The 19948-nt window shown below is 60.4% G+C and carries 30 protein-coding genes and 1 pseudogene; all 31 read right to left on the bottom strand.

Annotated features, from left to right (window positions below; translation table 11 throughout):
• Nucleotides 1–356, bottom strand: a pseudogene (locus QAT43_RS07605) (hypothetical protein); the annotation flags it as partial.
• 23 nt (nt 357–379) lie between these two features.
• Nucleotides 380–1657, bottom strand: coding sequence for a DEAD/DEAH box helicase (locus QAT43_RS07600; protein ID WP_305042451.1), 1278 nt, complete (start codon nt 1655–1657; stop codon nt 380–382).
• Nucleotides 1658–1717: 60 nt separating this feature from the next.
• Nucleotides 1718–2911 carry a tryptophan synthase subunit beta gene (gene trpB, locus QAT43_RS07595; protein WP_305042450.1) on the bottom strand — a complete coding sequence of 398 codons (1194 nt, stop codon included), beginning with the start codon at nt 2909–2911 and terminating at the stop codon, nt 1718–1720.
• 55 nt (nt 2912–2966) lie between these two features.
• Nucleotides 2967–3596 (bottom strand): phosphoribosylanthranilate isomerase, encoded by a 630-nt coding sequence (locus QAT43_RS07590; RefSeq protein ID WP_305042449.1) that lies wholly within the window; start codon nt 3594–3596, stop codon nt 2967–2969.
• Between the two features lie 8 nt (nt 3597–3604).
• The gene (locus tag QAT43_RS07585) at nt 3605–4960 is read right to left on the bottom strand and encodes a TrpB-like pyridoxal phosphate-dependent enzyme (RefSeq protein ID WP_305042448.1); all 1356 of its coding nucleotides are present in this window, start codon (nt 4958–4960) and stop codon (nt 3605–3607) included.
• Nucleotides 4961–4983: 23 nt separating this feature from the next.
• Nucleotides 4984–5763, bottom strand: a complete 780-nt coding sequence (gene trpC, locus QAT43_RS07580) for an indole-3-glycerol phosphate synthase TrpC (protein ID WP_305042447.1) — start codon at nt 5761–5763, stop codon at nt 4984–4986.
• Nucleotides 5760–6833, bottom strand: coding sequence for an anthranilate phosphoribosyltransferase (trpD, locus tag QAT43_RS07575; RefSeq protein WP_305042446.1), 1074 nt, complete (start codon nt 6831–6833; stop codon nt 5760–5762). Before trpD ends, trpC begins: the two co-directional genes overlap by 4 nt.
• A 10-nt stretch (nt 6834–6843) precedes the next feature.
• Nucleotides 6844–7410, bottom strand: coding sequence for an anthranilate synthase component II (locus QAT43_RS07570; RefSeq protein WP_305042445.1), 567 nt, complete (start codon nt 7408–7410; stop codon nt 6844–6846).
• 1 nt (nt 7411) lies between these two features.
• Nucleotides 7412–8893, bottom strand: coding sequence for an anthranilate synthase component I (gene trpE / locus QAT43_RS07565; protein WP_305042444.1), 1482 nt, complete (start codon nt 8891–8893; stop codon nt 7412–7414).
• Nucleotides 8894–9036: 143 nt separating this feature from the next.
• Nucleotides 9037–9552 carry a 50S ribosomal protein L17 gene (gene rplQ / locus QAT43_RS07560; protein WP_442900221.1) on the bottom strand — a complete coding sequence of 172 codons (516 nt, stop codon included), beginning with the start codon at nt 9550–9552 and terminating at the stop codon, nt 9037–9039.
• A 35-nt stretch (nt 9553–9587) separates the two neighbouring features.
• Nucleotides 9588–10604, bottom strand: a complete 1017-nt coding sequence (locus QAT43_RS07555) for a DNA-directed RNA polymerase subunit alpha (RefSeq protein ID WP_305042443.1) — start codon at nt 10602–10604, stop codon at nt 9588–9590.
• Nucleotides 10605–10649: 45 nt separating this feature from the next.
• Complete coding sequence (gene rpsD / locus QAT43_RS07550) at nt 10650–11279, bottom strand: 30S ribosomal protein S4 (protein ID WP_305042442.1); 630 nt, start codon at nt 11277–11279, stop codon at nt 10650–10652.
• 20 nt (nt 11280–11299) lie between these two features.
• The gene (gene rpsK / locus QAT43_RS07545; RefSeq protein ID WP_305042441.1) at nt 11300–11695 is read right to left on the bottom strand and encodes a 30S ribosomal protein S11; all 396 of its coding nucleotides are present in this window, start codon (nt 11693–11695) and stop codon (nt 11300–11302) included.
• Between the two features lie 11 nt (nt 11696–11706).
• Entirely contained in the window at nt 11707–12075 is a 369-nt protein-coding gene (rpsM, locus tag QAT43_RS07540) for a 30S ribosomal protein S13 (protein ID WP_305042440.1), read from the bottom strand.
• A 21-nt stretch (nt 12076–12096) separates the two neighbouring features.
• Complete coding sequence (gene rpmJ, locus QAT43_RS07535; RefSeq protein ID WP_305042439.1) at nt 12097–12210, bottom strand: 50S ribosomal protein L36; 114 nt, start codon at nt 12208–12210, stop codon at nt 12097–12099.
• Between the two features lie 57 nt (nt 12211–12267).
• A complete protein-coding gene (gene map / locus QAT43_RS07530) occupies nt 12268–13014 on the bottom strand; it encodes a type I methionyl aminopeptidase (protein ID WP_305042454.1) in 747 nt (248 codons plus the stop codon).
• Nucleotides 13011–13658, bottom strand: a complete 648-nt coding sequence (locus QAT43_RS07525; RefSeq protein WP_305042438.1) for an adenylate kinase — start codon at nt 13656–13658, stop codon at nt 13011–13013. Before QAT43_RS07525 ends, map begins: the two co-directional genes overlap by 4 nt.
• Nucleotides 13659–13667: 9 nt before the next feature.
• Complete coding sequence (gene secY, locus QAT43_RS07520) at nt 13668–14978, bottom strand: preprotein translocase subunit SecY (protein WP_305042437.1); 1311 nt, start codon at nt 14976–14978, stop codon at nt 13668–13670.
• 1 nt (nt 14979) lies between these two features.
• Complete coding sequence (rplO, locus tag QAT43_RS07515; protein ID WP_305042436.1) at nt 14980–15420, bottom strand: 50S ribosomal protein L15; 441 nt, start codon at nt 15418–15420, stop codon at nt 14980–14982.
• A gap of 17 nt (nt 15421–15437) precedes the next feature.
• Entirely contained in the window at nt 15438–15617 is a 180-nt protein-coding gene (rpmD, locus tag QAT43_RS07510) for a 50S ribosomal protein L30 (protein WP_305042435.1), read from the bottom strand.
• Between the two features lie 21 nt (nt 15618–15638).
• The gene (gene rpsE / locus QAT43_RS07505) at nt 15639–16136 is read right to left on the bottom strand and encodes a 30S ribosomal protein S5 (protein WP_305042434.1); all 498 of its coding nucleotides are present in this window, start codon (nt 16134–16136) and stop codon (nt 15639–15641) included.
• Nucleotides 16137–16157: 21 nt separating this feature from the next.
• Entirely contained in the window at nt 16158–16526 is a 369-nt protein-coding gene (gene rplR / locus QAT43_RS07500; RefSeq protein WP_305042433.1) for a 50S ribosomal protein L18, read from the bottom strand.
• Between the two features lie 38 nt (nt 16527–16564).
• On the bottom strand, nt 16565–17104 hold the full coding sequence (gene rplF, locus QAT43_RS07495; protein WP_305042432.1) for a 50S ribosomal protein L6: 540 nt from the start codon (nt 17102–17104) through the stop codon (nt 16565–16567).
• A 23-nt stretch (nt 17105–17127) separates the two neighbouring features.
• A complete protein-coding gene (gene rpsH / locus QAT43_RS07490; protein WP_305042431.1) occupies nt 17128–17526 on the bottom strand; it encodes a 30S ribosomal protein S8 in 399 nt (132 codons plus the stop codon).
• Nucleotides 17527–17546: 20 nt separating this feature from the next.
• On the bottom strand, nt 17547–17732 hold the full coding sequence (locus tag QAT43_RS07485) for a type Z 30S ribosomal protein S14 (RefSeq protein WP_305042430.1): 186 nt from the start codon (nt 17730–17732) through the stop codon (nt 17547–17549).
• Nucleotides 17733–17756: 24 nt separating this feature from the next.
• On the bottom strand, nt 17757–18296 hold the full coding sequence (gene rplE, locus QAT43_RS07480; RefSeq protein WP_305042429.1) for a 50S ribosomal protein L5: 540 nt from the start codon (nt 18294–18296) through the stop codon (nt 17757–17759).
• 13 nt (nt 18297–18309) lie between these two features.
• A complete protein-coding gene (gene rplX, locus QAT43_RS07475) occupies nt 18310–18639 on the bottom strand; it encodes a 50S ribosomal protein L24 (RefSeq protein ID WP_305042428.1) in 330 nt (109 codons plus the stop codon).
• 31 nt (nt 18640–18670) lie between these two features.
• Complete coding sequence (gene rplN / locus QAT43_RS07470; protein ID WP_305042427.1) at nt 18671–19039, bottom strand: 50S ribosomal protein L14; 369 nt, start codon at nt 19037–19039, stop codon at nt 18671–18673.
• Nucleotides 19040–19051: 12 nt separating this feature from the next.
• Entirely contained in the window at nt 19052–19318 is a 267-nt protein-coding gene (rpsQ, locus tag QAT43_RS07465) for a 30S ribosomal protein S17 (RefSeq protein ID WP_305042426.1), read from the bottom strand.
• Nucleotides 19319–19336: 18 nt separating this feature from the next.
• On the bottom strand, nt 19337–19525 hold the full coding sequence (gene rpmC, locus QAT43_RS07460) for a 50S ribosomal protein L29 (protein ID WP_305042425.1): 189 nt from the start codon (nt 19523–19525) through the stop codon (nt 19337–19339).
• Nucleotides 19515–19940 carry a 50S ribosomal protein L16 gene (gene rplP, locus QAT43_RS07455; RefSeq protein WP_305042453.1) on the bottom strand — a complete coding sequence of 142 codons (426 nt, stop codon included), beginning with the start codon at nt 19938–19940 and terminating at the stop codon, nt 19515–19517. Before rplP ends, rpmC begins: the two co-directional genes overlap by 11 nt.
• Nucleotides 19941–19948: the final 8 nt, after the last annotated feature.

Raw genomic sequence — 19948 nt, 5'->3', positions numbered from 1 at the left:
GGCGTCAGGCGCAGGCTGGTGCGGGTGGTGCTGCCCAGCACCCCGTCGCGCACCCAACTGAGCTTGCGCTCGGCCACCACCGTCTCGATGATGGCCGGCTTCTTGCCCGGATCCCCTTGCAGGGACAGATCCAGACGCGCGCCGGCGTGCAGAGCGGGCGTAACGCGCGCGGCACGGAAACCCGGCCACCATTGGGGCCATTGCTCGACCGCGACCAACTCCGTCCAGACCCGGGCGGGCGCCGCCGCGAGGCGCGTTTCCTGCTCCACGGCAAATTCCACCTGCGCGGTGGTGGCCATCATCAGGGCAAAAGCGACCAGCACCAGGCTTCCGAGTATCAACAGCTTGCGCAACATCCCCGCCCCTTTTGCCCCCCGCCTCAGGTCGAGGTCGCGCCGCCGTCGGAAGGTTTGCGCTGCGCACGGCGTCGGCGCGCGGGGCGCTTGCGCTCGCCGCTCGGCGCCGCCTTCTCGGGAACCGGGGCCTTCTTGCGGGGATGAGGGCGCTTGTAATCCCAGATAAAATCATCCTCGCCGGGAACCGCGCTGGGAATGCGCCGGCTGATGTACGCCTCGATATCGTCGAGGTGCAGCACCAGATCCTCGTCGGCCAGGGAAATGGCCTTGCCCAGCGCCCCGGCGCGCGCCGTGCGGCCGATGCGATGCACATAATCCTCAGGGTCCTGGGGCAGGTCATAGTTGATGACGTGGGTGACGTCATCCACATGGATGCCGCGCGAAGCCACGTCGGTGGCCACCAGGAAACGCAACTGCCCACTTTTGAACTCAGCGAGAATACGCATGCGCTTTTGTTGCGGAATGTCGCCGGAAATCACCGCCGCGCGGAATTCGTTGGCGCGCAGGCGCTCGGTGAGATGCTCCGCCTCACGCTTGGTATTGACGAAGATCAGAACCCGGGTGGCCGCGGATTCCTTGGCGAGCAGCCCGAGCAATAGGGGAAACTTCTCGCGCCGCGAGACATGAAAAAGAATCTGCTCGACGCGCTCGGCGGTCACCTGCTCGGGTTCGACTTCCACCCGCTCGGCGAGGTTCATGAATTCATAGGCGAGTTCCCGCACCCGGTGCGACAGGGTGGCGGAAAACAGCATGGTCTGGCGCTTTTCAAAGGGCGGCAGACGCCGCAGAATAAAGCGCAGATCACGGATGAATCCCATGTCGAACATGCGGTCGGCTTCGTCGATGACCAGAAATTCAATGCGCGCGAAACTAAACACCTTCTGCTTGGCGTAATCGATAAGCCGCCCCGGCGTGGCCACGATGACATCGACCCCGCCGCGCAGGGCATCGCGTTGTTTCTGGTAGTCGATGCCGCCGAAAATTGGCTGCACCTTGAAGGGGCAGAAGGCGCCCAACCCCTTGGCGTCCTCGCAAATCTGCGCCACCAGTTCGCGCGTCGGGGCGAGGATCAGGGCGCGCGGGTCGCTGCCGGTCTCCTGGGGATTGCGCAGCATGCGGGTGAACAGGGAAATGAGAAAAGCCGCGGTCTTGCCGGTGCCGGTCTGCGCCTGGCCGGTGACGTCGCGACCGGCCAGGGCCAGGGGAATGGATTCCTCCTGCACCGGAGTCAGGTCGGTGAAGCCGACTTGCGCGATGCCCTGGAGCACTTCGGCCGGCAGGTTGAGCTCGGTGAATTTCATGAGACTCCTGAAGGGGCGCAAACGGCGAAAGGCATTCGCCCAAGCGTTTGCCGCCGGAAATTAAAGTTCAACACCGATGGCGTCCGCCACCGTATGCATGTCCTTGTCCCCGCGCCCCGACAGGCACAGGGCGATGATCGCTTCGCGCGGCAGACTCGGCGCGAGATGCTTGAGGTAGGCCAGGGCATGGGCGCTCTCCAGGGCCGGAATGATCCCTTCGAGGCGGGTGATCAATTGAAAAGCCTCCAGGGCCTCGTCGTCGGTGACCGCCACATATTCGGCGCGCTTGATCTCATGCAGGAAGGCGTGCTCGGGGCCGACCCCCGGATAGTCGAGGCCGGCGGAAATGGAATGGGCATTGAGGATCTGCCCTTCCTCGTCCTGCAGCAGAAAAGTTTTGTTGCCGTGCAGCACCCCCACCTGTCCGGCGCTGATGGAGGCCGCGTGCTTGCCGCTGCCGATGCCTAGCCCCGCCGCCTCGACGCCAATCAGCCGCACCCCGGCATCCTCCAGAAAGGGATGGAACATGCCCATGGCGTTGGAACCGCCGCCGATGCAGGCCAGCGCCACATCGGGCAGACGCCCTGCGGCCTGAAGCACCTGTTCACGGGTTTCGCGGCCGATCACCGCTTGAAAATCGCGCACCATTTGCGGATAGGGATGAGGGCCGGCCACGGTGCCGATGACATAGAAGGTGTCACGCACATGGGTGACCCAGTAGCGCAGGGCCTCGTTCATGGCATCCTTGAGGGTGGCGGTTCCGCTGACCACCGGATGGACGCGTGCGCCGAGCAGCTTCATGCGAAAGACGTTGAGGGCCTGGCGGCGGATATCCTCCTTGCCCATGAAAATTTCGCATTCCAGACCGAACAGCGCGGCCACCGTCGCGGTCGCCACGCCGTGCTGACCCGCGCCGGTTTCGGCGATCACCCGCTTCTTGCCCATGCGCCGCGCCAGCAGGATCTGCCCGACGGTGTTGTTGACCTTGTGGGCGCCGGTATGATTGAGATCCTCGCGCTTGAGATAGATCTGCGCTCCCCCCAGGTGCTCACTGAGCCGCCGGGCGTGATAGAGGGGCGAGGGACGCCCGACGTAGTGCGCAAGGTAATGGTTGAATTCCGCCGTGAAGTCGGGATCAAGACGCGCGGCCGCGTAGGCTTCTTCCAGCTCGATCAGGGCCGGCATGAGAGTCTCGGCGACATAGCGCCCGCCGAACTGGCCGAAATGGCCGCGCTGGTCAGGAGTGTCCGTCATGGAAATGTCCTTGTCGCTCCGCACCCGGCGGCATGCCGGAGGGATTGCAGTGGAGTCAGTGATTGCGGTGCGCCGCCTTGGCGTTGCGGATAAAGGCGGCCACCCTGCCCGGATCCTTGCGCCCCGGGGCGCTTTCCACACCGCTTGAGACATCCACGGCGAAGGGGAGCACCCTGCGCACCGCGTCCGCCACGTTGTCCGGCGTCAGCCCCCCGGCAAGAACCACCGGTGCGCGCCGCGCCTGGTCTGCGGCTAAATCCCAGTTGAAGGTCGCGCCGGTGCCGCCGTAGTGTCCCGCCACCCAGGCATCGAGAAGCAAGGCCGCGACCGGGTATTCCGCCGCTTGTGCCAGGCTCGCCCTGTCGCGCACCCGCAGCGCCTTGATCACCCGGCGTCCGGGCACAAGACAGTCCGCGGGCGATTCGTCGCCATGCAGCTGGACCAGATCCAGGCGACACTGCTGGGCGATTTCGGCGATGCGGCGCGGCGCTTCGTTGACAAACAGGCCGACAGTGCTGACAAAGGGCGGCAGCGCGTCGATGATCGCGGCGGCCTGCTCCGGACTGACGCAGCGCAAACTGCCCGGGTAAAAGACGAAGCCCAGGGCGTCGGCGCCGCAGGCAACGGCGTGCAGGGCCTCATCAAGGCGCGTCAGACCGCAGATCTTGACCCGCACGCCATCCATGGCCCGCCCTAGAGCTCAACCCGCGGCAGGTTCGCCAGCGATGCCCGGATGTTCTCCTCAGGATAGGCATAGTCCTGCAGTTGCCCGGCGAGGTAGGCATCATAGGCCGACATGTCGAAGTGACCGTGGCCCGAGAGGCAAAACAGGATGGTGCGGCCGCGCCCTTCCTCACGCGCCTTGATGGCCTCGTCCACCGCGCCGCGAATGGCATGGGAAGACTCAGGCGCGGGCACGATCCCCTCTTGGCGGGCAAACAGCAAGGCCGCCTCGAAGCAGGCATTCTGCGGGTAGGCGACCGCTTCGATCACGCCTTCGTGGAGCAGCTGACTGACCAGGGCGCTCTGCCCATGATAGCGCAGCCCGCCCGCATGAATACCCGGCGGCACGAAATCATGGCCCAGGGTGTACATCTTGGTGATGGGCGTAAGCTTGGCCGTATCGCCGTAATCAAACGCGTACACGCCCTTGGTCAGGGTCGGGCAGGAGGCCGGCTCCACCCCGACCAGGCGAATCTCCTTGCCGTTGACCTTGTCGCGCACGAAGGGAAAGGCAATGCCGGCAAAGTTGCTGCCGCCGCCGCAGGCGCCCAGCACCACATCGGGATAATCGCCGACCAGGCGCAACTGCTCCATGGCTTCGAGACCGATCACGGTCTGATGCAGACACACGTGATTGAGCACGCTGCCCAGGGCGTAGTTGGTGTCCGCGTGGCCGGCCGCGTCTTCCACCGCCTCACTGATGGCAATGCCCAGGGACCCCGGCGTATCGGGCGTTTGGTCGAGAATCTTGCGACCCACTTCGGTCAAGCGGCTCGGCGAGGGGATGACCTGGGCGCCCCATACCTCCATCAGACTTTTACGGTAGGGCTTTTGCTCGCAGCTCACCCGCACCATGTAAACCGTGACCTCCAGCCCGAAAAAGCTCGCCGCCAGGGCCATGGAACTGCCCCACTGGCCGGCGCCCGTTTCCGTGGCCAGGCGCCGGATACCGGCTTGCTTATTGTACCAGGCCTGGGGGATGGCGGTGTTGGGTTTGTGGGAACCGGCGGGGGAAACGCCCTCGTACTTATAATAGATCTTGGCCGGCGTTTTCAGCGCCGCCTCCAGGCGATGCGCCCGGTAGAGGGGCGCGGGACGCCACAATTGATAGGCCTTGAGCACCTCCTCGGGAATGTCGATCCAGCGCTCGCGGCTGACCTCCTGCTCGATGAGCGCCATGGGAAAAATGGGCGAGAGATCCTCGGGACGGGCCGGCTGTCCGGTCTGGGGATGGATCACCGGCGCCATAACTCCCGGCATGTCGGGAATTACATTGTACCAGCGCTTGGGAATCTGGCTGTCGTTGAGCAAAATTTTAGTCTGCACCGCGGGTCCTCCACTCAAAAATTTCAACCGATCAGACAGCGAAGCTTGGCTTCGATGTCCGTTTCGCGCATGAGGCTCTCGCCGATGAGAAAAGCGTCGGCGCCGGCCGTCTGGAGCCGCTCCAGGTCGGCGCGCTCGTGCAGGCCGCTTTCGGCCACGCGCAGCCGCTCACCGGGAATCAACGGCAGCAGGCGCTCCGAAATGCCCAAATCGGTGACGAAGGTCGACAGATTGCGGTTGTTGATGCCGATGAGCGCCGCCGGGGTCGCCAAGGCGCGCGCCAACTCGTCCTCGTCGTGGATTTCGAGTAACACCTCAAGACCCAGTTCCGCGGCGAGATGGCAATATTCGCCAAGGCGTCCATCATCCAGCGCGGCAGCGATGAGCAGCACCGCATCGGCGCCGGCGACCCGCGCTTCATAGAGCTGATAGGCATCGACGAGAAAATCCTTGCGCAGCAAGGGCAGCGCCACCCGGTCGCGAATTATCCCGAGATAAGCGAGATCACCGTAGAAAAAATCCCGGTCGGTGAGCACCGACAAACAGGCGGCACCGCCGCGTGCGTAGGCCTCGGCGATGGCGACGGGGTGAAAATCGGCACGAATGACGCCCTTCGACGGCGAGCCCTTCTTGACCTCCGCGATGATCGCCATGCCGCTTCGCGCACAGGTGCGCAACCGTGCCCCGAAGGGTCGCGTGGCCGGCAGGTCAGCGCAGCGCGCGCGCAAATCAACCAGCGGCAGCCTGTGCCGCGCCACGGCGACCTCCTCCTGCTTGCGTTGCAGAATCCTTTGCAGAATCACGCCGTGCGCCCCTCCGCTGCGGCGGCCTGGGTCAGCCGCACCAAACCTTCCAGGCGCTGCAGCGCCGCGCCGCTGTCCAAGGCGTGGCGCGCCAGGGACAAGGCCGCGCCGATCTCCCTGGTCACTTCCGCCGCCGCCAGGGCAAAGGCCGCGTTGAGAACCACGATATCGCGCCGCGGACCACTCTCGCCCTCCAGGATGGCCCGCACGATGCGCGCGTTGACCTGGGCGTCGCCGCCCTGCAGGGCCTCCAGGGCACAACGCTGCATGCCGAAATCTTCCGGCGCCACTTCGTATTCCCGCACCCCACCGGACTGAATTTCGGCGACAGAGGTCGGCCCGGTGAGGGTCACCTCGTCCATGCCGTCGGCGCCATGCACGACAAAGCCGCGACGGCAACCAAGATTGACCAGCACCTGGGCGAGAGGCGCGACCAGATCCCGGCGGTAGACCCCCAGTACCTGGCGGTTGGCCCGTGCTGGATTGGTCAGCGGCCCCAGGATGTTGAAGATCGTGCGAACGCCGATTTCCCGGCGCGGTCCGATGGCATGCTTCATCGCGCCGTGCAGGGCCGGCGCGAAGAGAAAGCCGACACCCAGTTCGGCAATGCATTTTTCCACCACCGCCGGCGCCACATCGAGGTTGACGCCGAGGGCTTCGAGCACGTCGGCACTGCCACAGGCCGAGGAAATGCTGCGGTTGCCGTGCTTGGCGACCTTGACGCCGCACGCCGCCACGACCAGAGCGACGGTGGTCGACACGTTGAAACTCTTGGTGCCACTGCCGCCGGTGCCGCAGGTATCGAGAATACTTTCGCGGTCGATATTGATATCGTCGCGATCGATGTCCAGGGCCGCCCCGGCGCGAATCGGCGTGGCATGGGCCCGCATCACCCGCGCCGCGCCGGTGATTTCGGCAATGGTTTCGCCCTTCATGCGCAAAGCGGTGATGAAGGCGGCGATCTGCGCGGGAGTCGCCTCGCCGCCCATGATTTCACCCATCACCTCGACCATCTCGCCTTCGCTGAGGCTCTGGCCTTCCACCACGCGGCCTATGGCTTCCTTGATCATGCAGGGCCTCTCAGGTCATCTCCAGAAAATTCTTCAGCTGTTTTTTGCCTTCGACGGTGAGGATCGACTCAGGATGATACTGGATGCCCCACAGCGGCAGATCGCGATGGGCCAGGCCCATGATTTCCTGCTCCTGCGTCCAGGCCGTGATCTCCAGACAGGCCGGCAGGCTCTCCCGCTCGACCAGCAAACTATGATAGCGCGTCGCGTCGAAAGGATTGGACACCCCGGCGAACAATCCACGCCCTTGGTGATAGACCGGACTGGTCTTGCCGTGCATGAGGCGCGCGGCGCGCACCACGCGACCGCCGAACGCCTGGCCCAGGCATTGATGACCCAGGCAGACGCCAAGAATCGGCAAATGCCCCGCCAGCTCCTGAATGGCGGCGACCGAAATCCCCGCTTCCGCAGGCGAGCAGGGTCCGGGCGAAATCACCAGACGGCGTGGTTTTTTGCGCCGAATCTCGTCGATTCGGATGCGATCATTGCGATAGACCTCGACCTCTTCGCCGAGTTCGCGAAAATATTGCACCAGGTTGTAGGTGAAGGAATCGTAGTTGTCGATCATCAACAGCATGTCAGTCCAGTCCTTGCCGCGCGGTTTCGATGCTCTTGATCACTCCTTGCGCCTTGTTGATCGTCTCCTGGTACTCGGACTGCGGACAGGAATCGGCGACGATCCCGGCGCCTGCCTGCAAGTGCAGGCGATCGCCCTGCACGACGAGGGTGCGGATGGCGATCGCCATGTCCATGTTGCCGGAAAAGGAAAAATAGCCCACCGCGCCTCCGTAAATCTCACGGCGCGCGGGCTCGAGTTCCTCGATGATTTCCATGGCGCGGATCTTCGGCGCTCCGCTCAGGGTGCCCGCCGGGAAAGTCGCGCGAAACACATCGAAGGCGTCGCGCCCCTCTTCCAGGGTTCCTCGCACATTGGAAACAATGTGCATAACATGAGAATAGCGCTCGATAAGCATCAATTCGCTAACCTCAATACTCCCGGTGCGACAGACGCGACCCAGATCATTGCGCGCCAGATCAACCAGCATGATGTGCTCGGCACGCTCCTTGGGATCGGCCAGAAGCGCCTCGGCCAGACGGAGATCCTCCTCGGCGTCGCCGCCCCGGGGACGGGTTCCGGCGATGGGGCGCACCTCGGCGCCCATCCCTTCCTTGCGCACCAAAACTTCCGGCGAGGCGCCCACCACCAGGGTTTCGCCAAACCGCAGAAAAAACATGTAGGGGGAGGGATTGATGGTGCGCAGGGCGCGGTAGATATCGAAAGGATCAACATCCAGGGCGCCGGAGAACCGCTGGGACAGCACCACCTGAATGACATCGCCGGCGCGAACGTATTCCTTGCAACGCTCGACGGCGGCCAGAAACTCATGGCGACTAAAATTGGGAACCAAATCCAGGGGCGGCCGGGGCTCGCCCTGAGGGTAGGCGGGAGCAAAGGGGGTGCGCAGCCGAGCGATCTGCGCCTCGATGCGCTCGCAGCCCGCATGGTACGCGGCCTCCACGTCCTCACCGGGGGCGAGGCTGACATTGGCCACAACCTTGATCTTGTGGCTCATGTTGTCAAAAATCAGCAACTCATCGGTCAGAAGAAAACAGCTGTCGTAGGTGCCGATCTCCCTTGAGCAGCGTGCGGGTAGCTCCTCGATGAACCGCACCATGTCGTACCCAAGATAGCCGACGGCGCCGCCGCAGAAACGGGGCAGCCCAGGCAATTCGACAGGGCGATAGGGCGCAAGTAGATCGCGCAGGCGCTCCAGGGGGTCGGCGCAGTCGCCGCACTCCACGACCACCCCGTTCTCAAGAATTTCATAGGCGCGATCGCGGGAACGGAACATTCGGCCCCCGCCGCTGCCGAGAAAGGAGTAACGGGCCCACTTCTCCCCGCCCTCCACGCTCTCCAGCAGAAAAGCGGCAACGCCGTCATCAATCTTGCGAAAAGCCGAGACAGGCGTTTCCATGTCGGCAAAAATTTCGCGATAGATGGGGATCAGATTGCCTTCCCGGGCGAGGGCACGAAACGCTGAGAGACTGGGATGGTACATGAAAACTCCCGAAGAAAATCAGAGCACATTAGCACGCATGTCAAACCTCGGTCAAGCACGCGTCCCAGGCCGGCAGCCCGCGGCAAATGCAAAAAGGCAAGGGAAATCCCTTGCCTTTTTGCATTTGCCGCGCAGTGTTTCGATCAGGCGTCTTTCTTCTCTTCGCTCTCAGCCTCTCCGGCCTCGATAACGCCTTCCGCGGGGAGGTCCTCGACGCTGCCTGCCTCGGCAGCGATGCTTGCGGCAACGGGAGCGCCCAGCGCCGCTACGGCGGGAGCCGCCTTGCGCGGACGCGGAGTGAATTCCTCCTCGACCAGTTCGATGATGGCCAGTGATGCATTGTCACCGGCACGCGCGCCCAGCTTGATGATCCGGGTGTAGCCGCCGGGGCGTTCCTGATAACGCGGCGCGATGCGGTCGAAGAGCTTGGCCACGACCTTTTTGTCCTGAATGACCTGCAGGGCTTGGCGCCGGGCATGAAGGTCGCCGCGCTTGCCCAGGGTGATCATCTTGTCGGCGAGCTTACGCAATTCCTTGGCGCGCGCGTCGGTGGTGGTGATCCGATCATGATCCAGCAAAGAGGTCACCATGTTGCGCAGCATCGCCCGGCGATGGCTGGAGTTACGGCCCAGCGTTCTTCCTGCTTTATTGTGACGCATTTCCCAAAATCCTCACTTTCATGGTTGCGGTACGATCAATCTTCCTCTTCACCCTTCTGAATCATGCGCAGATATTCGGGATCCGGGAAATTTTCCAGCTTCATGCCCAAGGAAAGACCCATGTCGGCCAGGATATCCTTGATCTCGTTAAGAGACTTGCGCCCAAAATTCTGGGTTTTGAGCATTTCGGCTTCGCTTCTCTGCACCAGATCACCGATCAGCTGGATATTGGCATTCTTCAGACAGTTGGCGGCGCGTACGGAGAGTTCGAGCTCATCGACGCTGCGATAGAGATTCTCGTTTATTTTCTTGCTTTCTTCTTCGGCCAGCTCCACGGGCGGCTCATGATCCTCATCGAAGTTGATGAAAAGCTGCAACTGCTCCTTGAGGATCTTGGCGGCAAAGGCCACCGCGTCGTCGGGTCGCACACTGCCGTCGGTATGAACGTCCAGCACCAACTTATCGTAATCGGTGATCTGGCCGACGCGCGCATTGCTGACGTTGAAATTGACTTTGCGAATCGGCGTGAAAATCGAGTCGATGGGAATGGTGCCCACGGGCGACTTCTCGTCGCGATTGCGGTCGGCGGGCACATACCCCTTGCCGAGCTTGACCACCATGTCGATTTCCAGATCCGCGTCGGCGCCACAGGTGGCGATGTGATGCTCGGGGTTCATGATCTCGACGTTGGAGTCGGTGATGATGTCGCCGGCGGTCACGATGCCGGCCCCCTTTTTCACGATGCGGATATTGCGGGACTCGCTACCGTGCAGGCGCAGCCTTACGCCCTTGAGGTTGAGGATGATTTCCGAAACGTCCTCGGTGACGCCGGGCGCCGCGGAGAATTCGTGCAAAACGCCCTTGATGCGCACGGATGCGATCGCCGCCCCCTGGAGCGAAGAAAGCAGAACGCGGCGTAGCGCATTGCCCAAAGTGGTGCCGAAGCCCCGCTCGAACGGCTCGGCGGTGAACTTGCCGTAGCAGTCGGTCAGGGTGTCAGATTCGACCTGCAACCGCTTGGGTCTGATCAGGTCTCTCCAGTTTTTATACATTCCAAACCTCCCTTGCGCGGTTATACCCGAGCAAACCAGCGGCCATTACTTGGAATAGAGCTCAACGACCAGCTTCTCCTGAAAGGCAGGAGTGGTCAGCTCTTCGCGAACCGGAAGCGTCTTGAGAATGCCCTTGCAGGCAGCGCGATCCAGTTCGAGCCAAGAGGGCACCCCTCGGCGCATGACACCGTCAAGGGCTTCGTTGATCCGCGCGACCTGCCGGCTCTTTTCACGCAACTCGACGACATCGCCGGGACGGACCAAGAAGGACGGAATATTCACCTTGCGGCCGTTGACCAGGAAATGGTTGTGCCGCACCAGTTGCCGGGCCTCATTGCGCGAGGTGGCGAAGCCCAGTCGGTAAACCACGCTGTCGAGGCGCCGCTCGAGAAGCGCCAGGAGGTTTTCCCCGGTGATCCCCTTCATGCGGTCGGCCTTATCGAAGTAAGAGCGGAACTGGCCCTCGAGCAGCCCGTAGGAACGTTTGACTTTTTGTTTTTCGCGCAACTGAATGCCGTAGTTGGACACCTTGACGCGTCCTTGGCCATGCTGGCCGGGAGCATAGTTGCGGCGCTCAACAGCGCACTTATCGGTATGACATCTGTCCCCTTTGAGGAACAGTTTGGTCGCTTCGCGACGGCAATAGCGGCAGACTGCACCGGTATATCTGGCCAAGGGTCTTCCTCCTTCTCGGTTTAAACTCTTCGACGTTTGGGGGGACGGCATCCGTTGTGCGGAATCGGAGTCACATCCTTGATCAGGGCGACGCTGAACCCGGCCGCCTGCAGGGCACGCACCGCCGACTCACGGCCCGAACCAGGGCCCTTGACATAGACTTCGACGGAACGCATCCCGTGCTCCTGCGCCTTTTTCGCCGCCGTTTCCGCAGCAATCTGGGCAGCAAAGGGAGTGCTCTTGCGCGAACCCTTGAAGCCCATGCCGCCGGCGGTTGCCCAGGAAATCACGTTCCCAGCCATATCGGTGATCGTCACGATCGTATTGTTAAAGGTGGCCTGAATATGGGCGACACCTTTGGCAATATTCTTTTTCTCGACCTTCTTCTTGATCGTCTTCTTGCCAGGCTTAGCCATGGTTCCTCCAATTATTTCTTCTTACCGGCAACCGTTTTCCGGGGGCCCTTGCGGGTCCTGGCATTGGTTTTGGTTCTTTGCCCACGAGCGGGGAGACCGCGCCGATGACGCAGGCCACGATAGCAACCAAGATCCATGAGACGCTTGATGTTCATGGTGACCTCGCGGCGCAGATCGCCTTCGACCTTGTACTCCCGGTCGATGATCTCGCGAATCTTGGCGACCTCGGCTTCGGCCAGATCGTCGGAACGGCTATTGGGATCCACTCCAGCCTTGGCCAGGATGTCATTGGCAACGGTTCTGCCAATGCCGTAGATGTAGGTCAAGGCGACCTCCATGCGCTTGTTGCGGGGCAAATCTATTCCAGCGATGCGTGCCAATGTCAGATCCTCCTGGTCCTGTTAACCTTGTCTCTGTTTGTGCTTAGGATTTTCGCAGATGATACGGATGACACCCTTGCGCCGAATCACCTTGCATTTGTCGCACATGCGCTTCACCGAAGCTCGAACTTTCATGGTTTTTTCCTCAACTCTGGATTGATATTTAAAATTGCGACCCAGACCCGGCAGAGATTAAAGCATTGTAAGAATTTCAACGCCCTGATCGGTAATCGCTACCGTGTGCTCAAAGTGGGCTGAGGGCAGTCCGTCAACCGTCACCGCAGTCCATCCATCTTGCAAAATAGCAACAGCGGGACCACCCGCATTAATCATGGGCTCAATGGCCAGGGTCATCCCTGCCTTGAGTCGCGGCCCCTGCCCAGGCGGTCCGAAATTAGGCAATTGCGGCGACTCATGAAGTTGCCGGCCGATCCCGTGCCCGACGAATTCTCGAACGATGCTGAAACCTTGGGCCTCAACATGCGCCTGTACCGCGTGGGATACATCCGAGAGCCGGCCGCCGGCGACGGCCCGAGCAATGCCTTGCCGCAAAGCCTCGGAAGCCACATCGATAAGCCGCCGCCGACCCTCGTCAACCCGACCCACCGGCACCGTGATTGCCGCGTCGCCGAAGAAATCCTCCAGGACCACGCCGAAATCGACACTGAGAATATCGCCTTCGCGCAATGGCGTGGCGTCGGGAAAGCCGTGCACCACCTTTTCATTGGGCGAGGCGCAAATAGTAAAAGGAAAACCGCCGTACCCCTTGAATGCGGGGCGGGCTTTCCTTTTGGCACACTCTTTCTCGGCCAGCCGGTCCAACTCCAGAGTGGTCACCCCAGGTACGATTTTTTCCCGCAGCAATTCCAGGACTTCAGCAACCACACGGCCGGCTTGCCGCATGCATTCTATTTCTCGGGGCGACTTAAGGACGATCACTGCACCGAAAGGCAATGCAGAATCTGCCTCTGCACCTCATCCATGGGCGCCATGCCGTCCACGGTCCGCAACAATTCCTGGCGACGATAATAATCAACGAGCGGGGAGGTTTGCGCGCCATAGACCTGCAAGCGCTGCCGGATGGTCTCCTCACGATCGTCGTCGCGCTGGATCAGCACGCCGCCGCAAGCATCACAGACACCAGCGACACCCGGCGGATCAAAACGAACGTGAAAGCCACGCCCACAACCGCCACAGGTACGCCTCCCGGTGAGACGCTCAACGAGCACATCGGCGTCGACCTCGAGACTCACCACCGCATCAAGATCCTTGCCAAGCCCCGCCAGCACCTCCCGCAGGGCATCGGCCTGGGGAACCGTCCGGGGAAACCCATCAAGAATAAAACCCAGGACACAATCACTTTCCTGCAGACGGTCACGCACAATCCCGATGACAACCTCGTCGGGCACCAATGCCCCCGCGTCCATGTATTCCTTGGCCTTAAGCCCCATCGCGGTGCGATTGGCGACGGCCGCGCGCAAGATATCACCCGTGGAAACCTGAGGAATCCGGAAACGATCCATCAGCATCTTGGCCTGGGTGCCCTTGCCGGCGCCTGGAGGTCCGAGCAGAATCAACTTCACTTCATCCCCCTATCCGCGACGCCCCTTGAGAGTCACGCCCTTCATGAAGCCCTCGTAGGAACGGCTGACCAGGTGGGCCTCGATCTGCGCCGCGGTATCCAGACCAACCGCGACAACAATCAACAGCGAGGTTCCGCCAAAAAAGAAAGGCACATTGAACTGCCCAATCAGGACCGTGGGCAGCACGCAGACCGCCGAGATATACATGGCGCCAGCAAAAGTAAGGCGCGACAATACCGTGTCAAGAAAGTCGGCGGTTTCCTTTCCCGGCCGAATCCCAGGAACATAGCCACCCTGCTTCCTCACGTTGTCTGCGACATCTACCGGATTAAAAGTGACAGCCGTGTAGAAATAGCAGAAGAAAATGATAAATGCAACATAAAAAAGGTTGTACACAATGTGATCCGGGCTCATCACCGAGGCCAGTTTCTGCACCCAGGGCAAGTCGACAAGACTGGCCACCGTGGCTGGAAACATAATGATGGAGCTGGCGAAGATCGGCGGAATGACGCCGCTCATATTGACCTTCAACGGCAGATGGCTGGTCTGGCCGCCGTAGTTGCGCATCCCCACGACGCGCCGCGCGTAATGGATGGGCACCCTGCGCTGGCCGCGCTCCATGAACACGATGGCCCAGATGACCGCCACCATGACCAACCCGATGAAAATCATCGCCATGGGAGACAAGGCTCCGGTCCGCAGCAGGCGCAGGGTGTTGACCAGGGCGGAGGGGATGGTTGCCACGATCCCGGCGAAGATGATCAGCGATATGCCGTTACCGATGCCGCGTTCGGTGATCTGTTCGCCGAGCCACATGATGAAGGCGGTCCCGGCGGTGAGGGTGAGCACGGTCATCAGGATGAAACCAATCCCGGGCTGCGACACAACCAGTTCGCCGGCGGGTCCGCGCATGGTCTGCAGACCGACGGCAATGCCGGCGCCCTGAATCACCGATAGCACGATGGTGCCGTATCGAGTGTATTGGGTGATCTTTTTCTGCCCCTGCTCGCCCTCCTTGGAGAGCTTTTCAATGGGCTCGAACACGACCTTCAGCAGCTGCAAAATAATCGAGGCGCTGATATAGGGCATGATCCCGAGGGCAAAGACCGTCATGCGCTCAAGGGCACCGCCGGTAAACGCACTGACCAGACCAAGGAGGGTGCCCTCGGTTCCCTCGAAAAACCCTGCCAGCACCTGGCTGTCGATTCCGGGAATCGGAATATGGCAGCCGACGCGATAAACCACCAGAACGCCCAGAGTGAAGAGGATTCTCCGTCGCAATTCCGGTATGCTGAAAATATTTTGCAGGCTCGCGATCAATTTAGATCACCTCGGCTTTGCCGCCGGCACCCGCGATTTTTTCCAGGGCCGACTTGCTGAATTTATGGGCCTGAATGGTCAGGGCGACGCTCAATTCGCCATCGCCGAGCACCTTGATGCCGTCCCCGACCTGCTTGATCAGACCGGCCTGCATAAAAGCCTGCGCATCAACCACACTGCCTGCGGCAAAGATATCCAACTGCCCGAGATTGACCAGGGCGTAAACCTTTTTATTCAACGAGGTGAAGCCGCGTTTAGGCAACCGGCGCTGAAGGGGCATCTGCCCGCCTTCAAAACCGGCCTTGACGCCGCCGCCGGCGCGCGCCTTCTGACCCTTATGCCCCTTGCCAGAGGTCTTGCCCGTTCCGGAGCCATGACCGCGACCGATTCTCTTGCGGTTTTTCGTGGAGCCCAGAGCGGGCCGCAAATCACTCAGATTCATAGCCATTTATCCTTAATTTATTCTTCCACCACGACCATGTGGGAGACCTTGCTGATCATGCCGCGAATTTCCGGGGTATTCTTGCGCACCACCGTCTGATGCAGCCGAGTCAGCCCAAGCCCCTGCAGAACCTGGGCGAAATACCGCTTGCGCCCGATGGCGCTTTTTTTCAAAGTGATTTTCAATTCGACAGCCATAGCTCAATCCTTCCTTGGCCCCTAGGCCGTTTCTTCCGCGCCAATGCCGCGCCGGGCCAGAATCGTTTCGGCACTCTTGAGTTGGGAAAGGGCGTTGATGGTGGCCTTGACCACATTGTGCGGGTTGTTGGACCCCAAGCACTTGGAAAGTACGTTTTCTACCCCGGCAGCTTCAAGAATGGCGCGCGCGGCGCCGCCGGCGATAACACCCGTACCGGCAGAGGCGGGCTTGAGCAGAACCTTGCCGGCCCCAAATTTTCCGAGCACGTCGAACGGAATGGTGCCGCCCGCCATGGGAACCTTGATCAGATCCTTCTTGGCGCGCTCGACACCCTTGCGGATCGCCTCGGGAACCTCCTTGGCCTTGCCCAGACCGACGCCAACGCATCCCTGCCCGTCGCCGACGACAACCAAGGCGGAAAAGCTAAAACGACGTCCGCCTTTGACGACCTTGGCGTTGCGGTTGATATGGATAACCCTGTCGGTAAGATTCATTTCGTTCGCATCAATGCGTTGCAAGGGCGTTCTCCTTTTCTTTTCCTAAAAAGCCAGACCGGCTTCGCGCGCGCTGTCCGCCAAAGCCTTGACACGACCGTGGTAGAGAAATCCATTTCGGTCAAAAACCACTTCCTTGATATCCTTGTCCAGCGCAACCTGGGCAATCGCCTTGCCTACGGCCTTGGCGGCCTCGATATTGCCGGTATAACTCTCGCCTTCGATGACGTCCTTGTGGAGAGTGGATGCCGTGGCAAGGGTCTGGCCGGTGGTGTCCTCGATGATCTGCGCATAAATGTGCCGGGCGCTGCGAAAAACGCAGAGGCGCGGCCGCCCGGGCGTGCCGACAACCTTGCGGCGGACCCGGTCCTTGCGCTTGAGGCGCGCGTTTCTTCTTTGCTGTGCGACGCTCACAACCTGTCTCCTTATACCTGAAGCCTGTAGGGTTAACCTTATTTTTTACCGGTCTTGCCGGCTTTACGAATGATTTTCTCGTCCGCGTACTTGATGCCCTTGCCCCGATAAGGCTCGGGGCCGCGGAACGAGCGAATCTTTGCGGCGGTCGCACCGACCAACTCCTTATCGACTCCACGAACGGTGATCTTGGTCTGTTTTTCGACCTCGGCCCCGATTCCCTCGGGAAGCTTATACTCGATGGGGTGCGAATAGCCAAGGGAAAGGTTGAGCACGTTGCCCTTGAGATCGGCGCGATAACCGACACCGTTAATCTCAAGGATGCGCTCGAACCCCTTGGTCACGCCATCGACCATGTTGGCGATAAGAGTGCGAACCAGGCCCTGCACGGCGCGGTGCTTGGCGTCCTGGCTCAAGGGTTCGACGCGAATGACCTCACCTTCGACCAAGATCTTGCAATCGGCCGGAAGATTCCGGCCCAGGCGCCCCTTCGGTCCTTGAACATTGATAGCGCAACCATCCAGGGCGACCTTAACCCCGGACGGAATCTGGACAGGCAGTTTCCCAATCCGTGACATGGCATTTAACTCCTTGAATTCCCCTACCAGATGGTACAGATGAGTTCGCCGCCGATTTTGGCCTCGCGAGCGGCCGTATCACTGACCACGCCCTGAGAGGTCGAAAGAATCGCGGCGCCCAGACCGTTCTTGACGCGGGGAATGTCTTCATTGCCCACATAAACACGGCGACCGGGAGTGGACACACGTTTGATTTCGTGGATGACGTGGGTGTTCGCCTCATCGTATTTGAGATAAATGCGAAGGACACCCTGCTTGTCATCGCTGACAACCTTGAAATTCTTGATGTAACCGAGGTCCTTCAAGGTATTGGCAATAGCGACCTTGACGTTGGACGAGGGAACATCGAGCTTGGGGTGTTTGGCCCGCCCCGCGTTACGAATCCGGGTCAGCAGGTCTGCAATGGGATCGGTCATTGACATGAGAATACTCCTTGAAGCCCTTACCAGCTGGACTTGATGACGCCGGGAATCTTGCCTTCGGACGCCAGCTTGCGCAGGCAGATACGGCACATCTTGAACTTGCGGTAATAAGCGCGCGGGCGCCCGCAGAGCGGGCAGCGATTGTACTGGCGAACTTTGAATTTATTTGGCCTTTCGGCCTTGATCATCATCGATTTTTTTGCCACAACGTCCTCCGGTCGTCGAAAACTTTATTTCCTGAAAGGCATCCCCAGCTCGGTGAGAAGCTGCCGCGCCTCTTCGTCGGACTTGGCGCTGGTCACGATGGTGATATTGAGCCCCTTTACCTTGGCAATCTTGTCGATATCGATTTCGGGAAAAATGATCTGCTCACGAATCCCGAGGGTATAGTTCCCACGACCATCAAACGCCTTGGGCGAGACCCCCTTGAAGTCGCGAACGCGAGGAAGAGCCACGTTGATCAACCGATCAAGAAACTCGAAAGCCTTTTCACGACGCAGCGTCACCATGCACCCGATGGGCATGTTTTCACGCAGCTTAAAACCGGCGATGGAGTTTTTGGCGCGGGTGATGACCGCTTTCTGGCCGGCCATGCGAGTGAGTTCCTCCACGGCCGATTCCAGGATCTTGGGATTCTGGATGGCTTCACCCAAGCCCATGTTGATCACCACCTTCTCGATGCGGGGAACTTCCATCACATTGCTGTATTGAAAGTCCTTCATCAGCTTAGGGGCAATTTCAGTGTTAAATACTTGCTTAAGCCTGGCCATGGAAAGATCTCCCTTACTTATCCACAATTTCGTTACATTTTTTACAGAACCGCACCTTGCTGCCGTCATCGAGGAAGCGCTTGCCGGTGCGGGTGGGTTTGGAGCAAGCCGGGCAGACAAGCATGACGTTGGCCGCTTGAATGGCGGCCTCCTTCTCGACGATGCCGCCCTCGCTCTGTCCGGGTCGGGGCCGGGTATGGCGCTTGACCATATTGAGGCCCTCGATGATCAGCCTGCCCTTTTCAGGGAAAACACGCTGGACCTTGCCGGACTTCCCGCTGTCCTTACCGGTCGTTATCACAACCATGTCATTTTTTTTGACATGCATTTTAGCAGTTGCCATGGTTTTGCTCTCCATCTCTCGATCTGGCGGATCAGATAACTTCCGGCGCCAGGGAAACAATCTTCATAAACTGGCGGGCACGCAATTCGCGGGCGACAGGGCCGAAAATACGGGTGCCGACCGGCTCGCCGGCCGGGTTGACCACCACGGCGGAATTATTGTCGAAGCGAATATAGGAACCGTCGGGGCGCCCGACTTCCTTGGCGGTACGCACGATGACCGCGCGAACGACATCACCCTTCTTGACCTTCGAATTGGGCAGGGCTTCCTTCACGGAACAAATGATGATGTCACCGATTCCGGCGTATTTCCTTTTGGAGCCACCAATAACTTTGATACAGCAGAGTTTCCGGGCCCCGGAATTATCCGCCACATCAAGCATCGTCTGCATCTGAATCATGGCTCGTATCTCCTAGACGTTCGTGGTCTTTTCAAGAATCTGACGCACTTTCCAGCGTTTATCCCTGGAAAGAGGGCGCGACTCGACAATGAGCACCTTGTCGCCGACCTGGCAGCTGTTCTGCTCATCATGAGCCTTGCAGGTCACCTTGCGCCGAATATATTTCTGATAAACGGGATGCTTGACCACTTGATCCACGCGAACCACGACGGTCTTGTCCATCTTGTCGCTGACCACAATCCCGATGCGGGTTTTCCGATTTCCACGCTCTGTCGTCATAACCTGTATTGCTCCCGTTTATCCCTGTTTCTCGGCCAGAATGGTCTTGACCCGAGCGATGTCCTTCTTGACCTGGGCAATCCGGGAGGTTTTCTCCAGATGGCCGGTATGAAGCTGAAACCGCAGGTTGAAAAGCTCCTGGGCGAGTTCGGTATTTTTTTTCTCCAGCTCGGCAACCGCGAGCTCTCTCAATTCTTTACCCTTCATTGGCGGCAACCTCCCTGGCGAGGAACTTGGTTTTCATCGGGAGCTTGTGCGCGGCAAGGCGAAAGGCCTCGCGCGCGTCTTCCTCGCGAACCCCCTGCATTTCGTAAAGGACCAGGCCCGGACGAATCACGGCGACCCAGGTCTCGGGCGAACCCTTTCCCTTACCCATGCGGGTCTCGGCAGGCTTCTTGGTCAATGGCTTGTGAGGAAAAACCCGAATCCAGATCTTGCCGCCACGTTTGACATACCGGGTCATGGCGCGACGGGCTGCTTCGATCTGGCGGGAGGTCAACCACCCGCACTCGATGGCCTGCAGACCGAAATCGCCGAAATTCAGATCGGTGCCCCGGGTAGCCGCCCCCTTCATGCGACCTTTTTGTTGTTTCCTATATTTAACCTTCTTGGGCATTAACATGACGGCTT

The sequence above is a fragment of the Geoalkalibacter sp. genome (genome assembly GCF_030604225.1).
Lineage (GTDB): Bacteria > Desulfobacterota > Desulfuromonadia > Desulfuromonadales > Geoalkalibacteraceae > Geoalkalibacter.
This window is presented reverse-complemented; position numbering and strand designations above follow the sequence as displayed.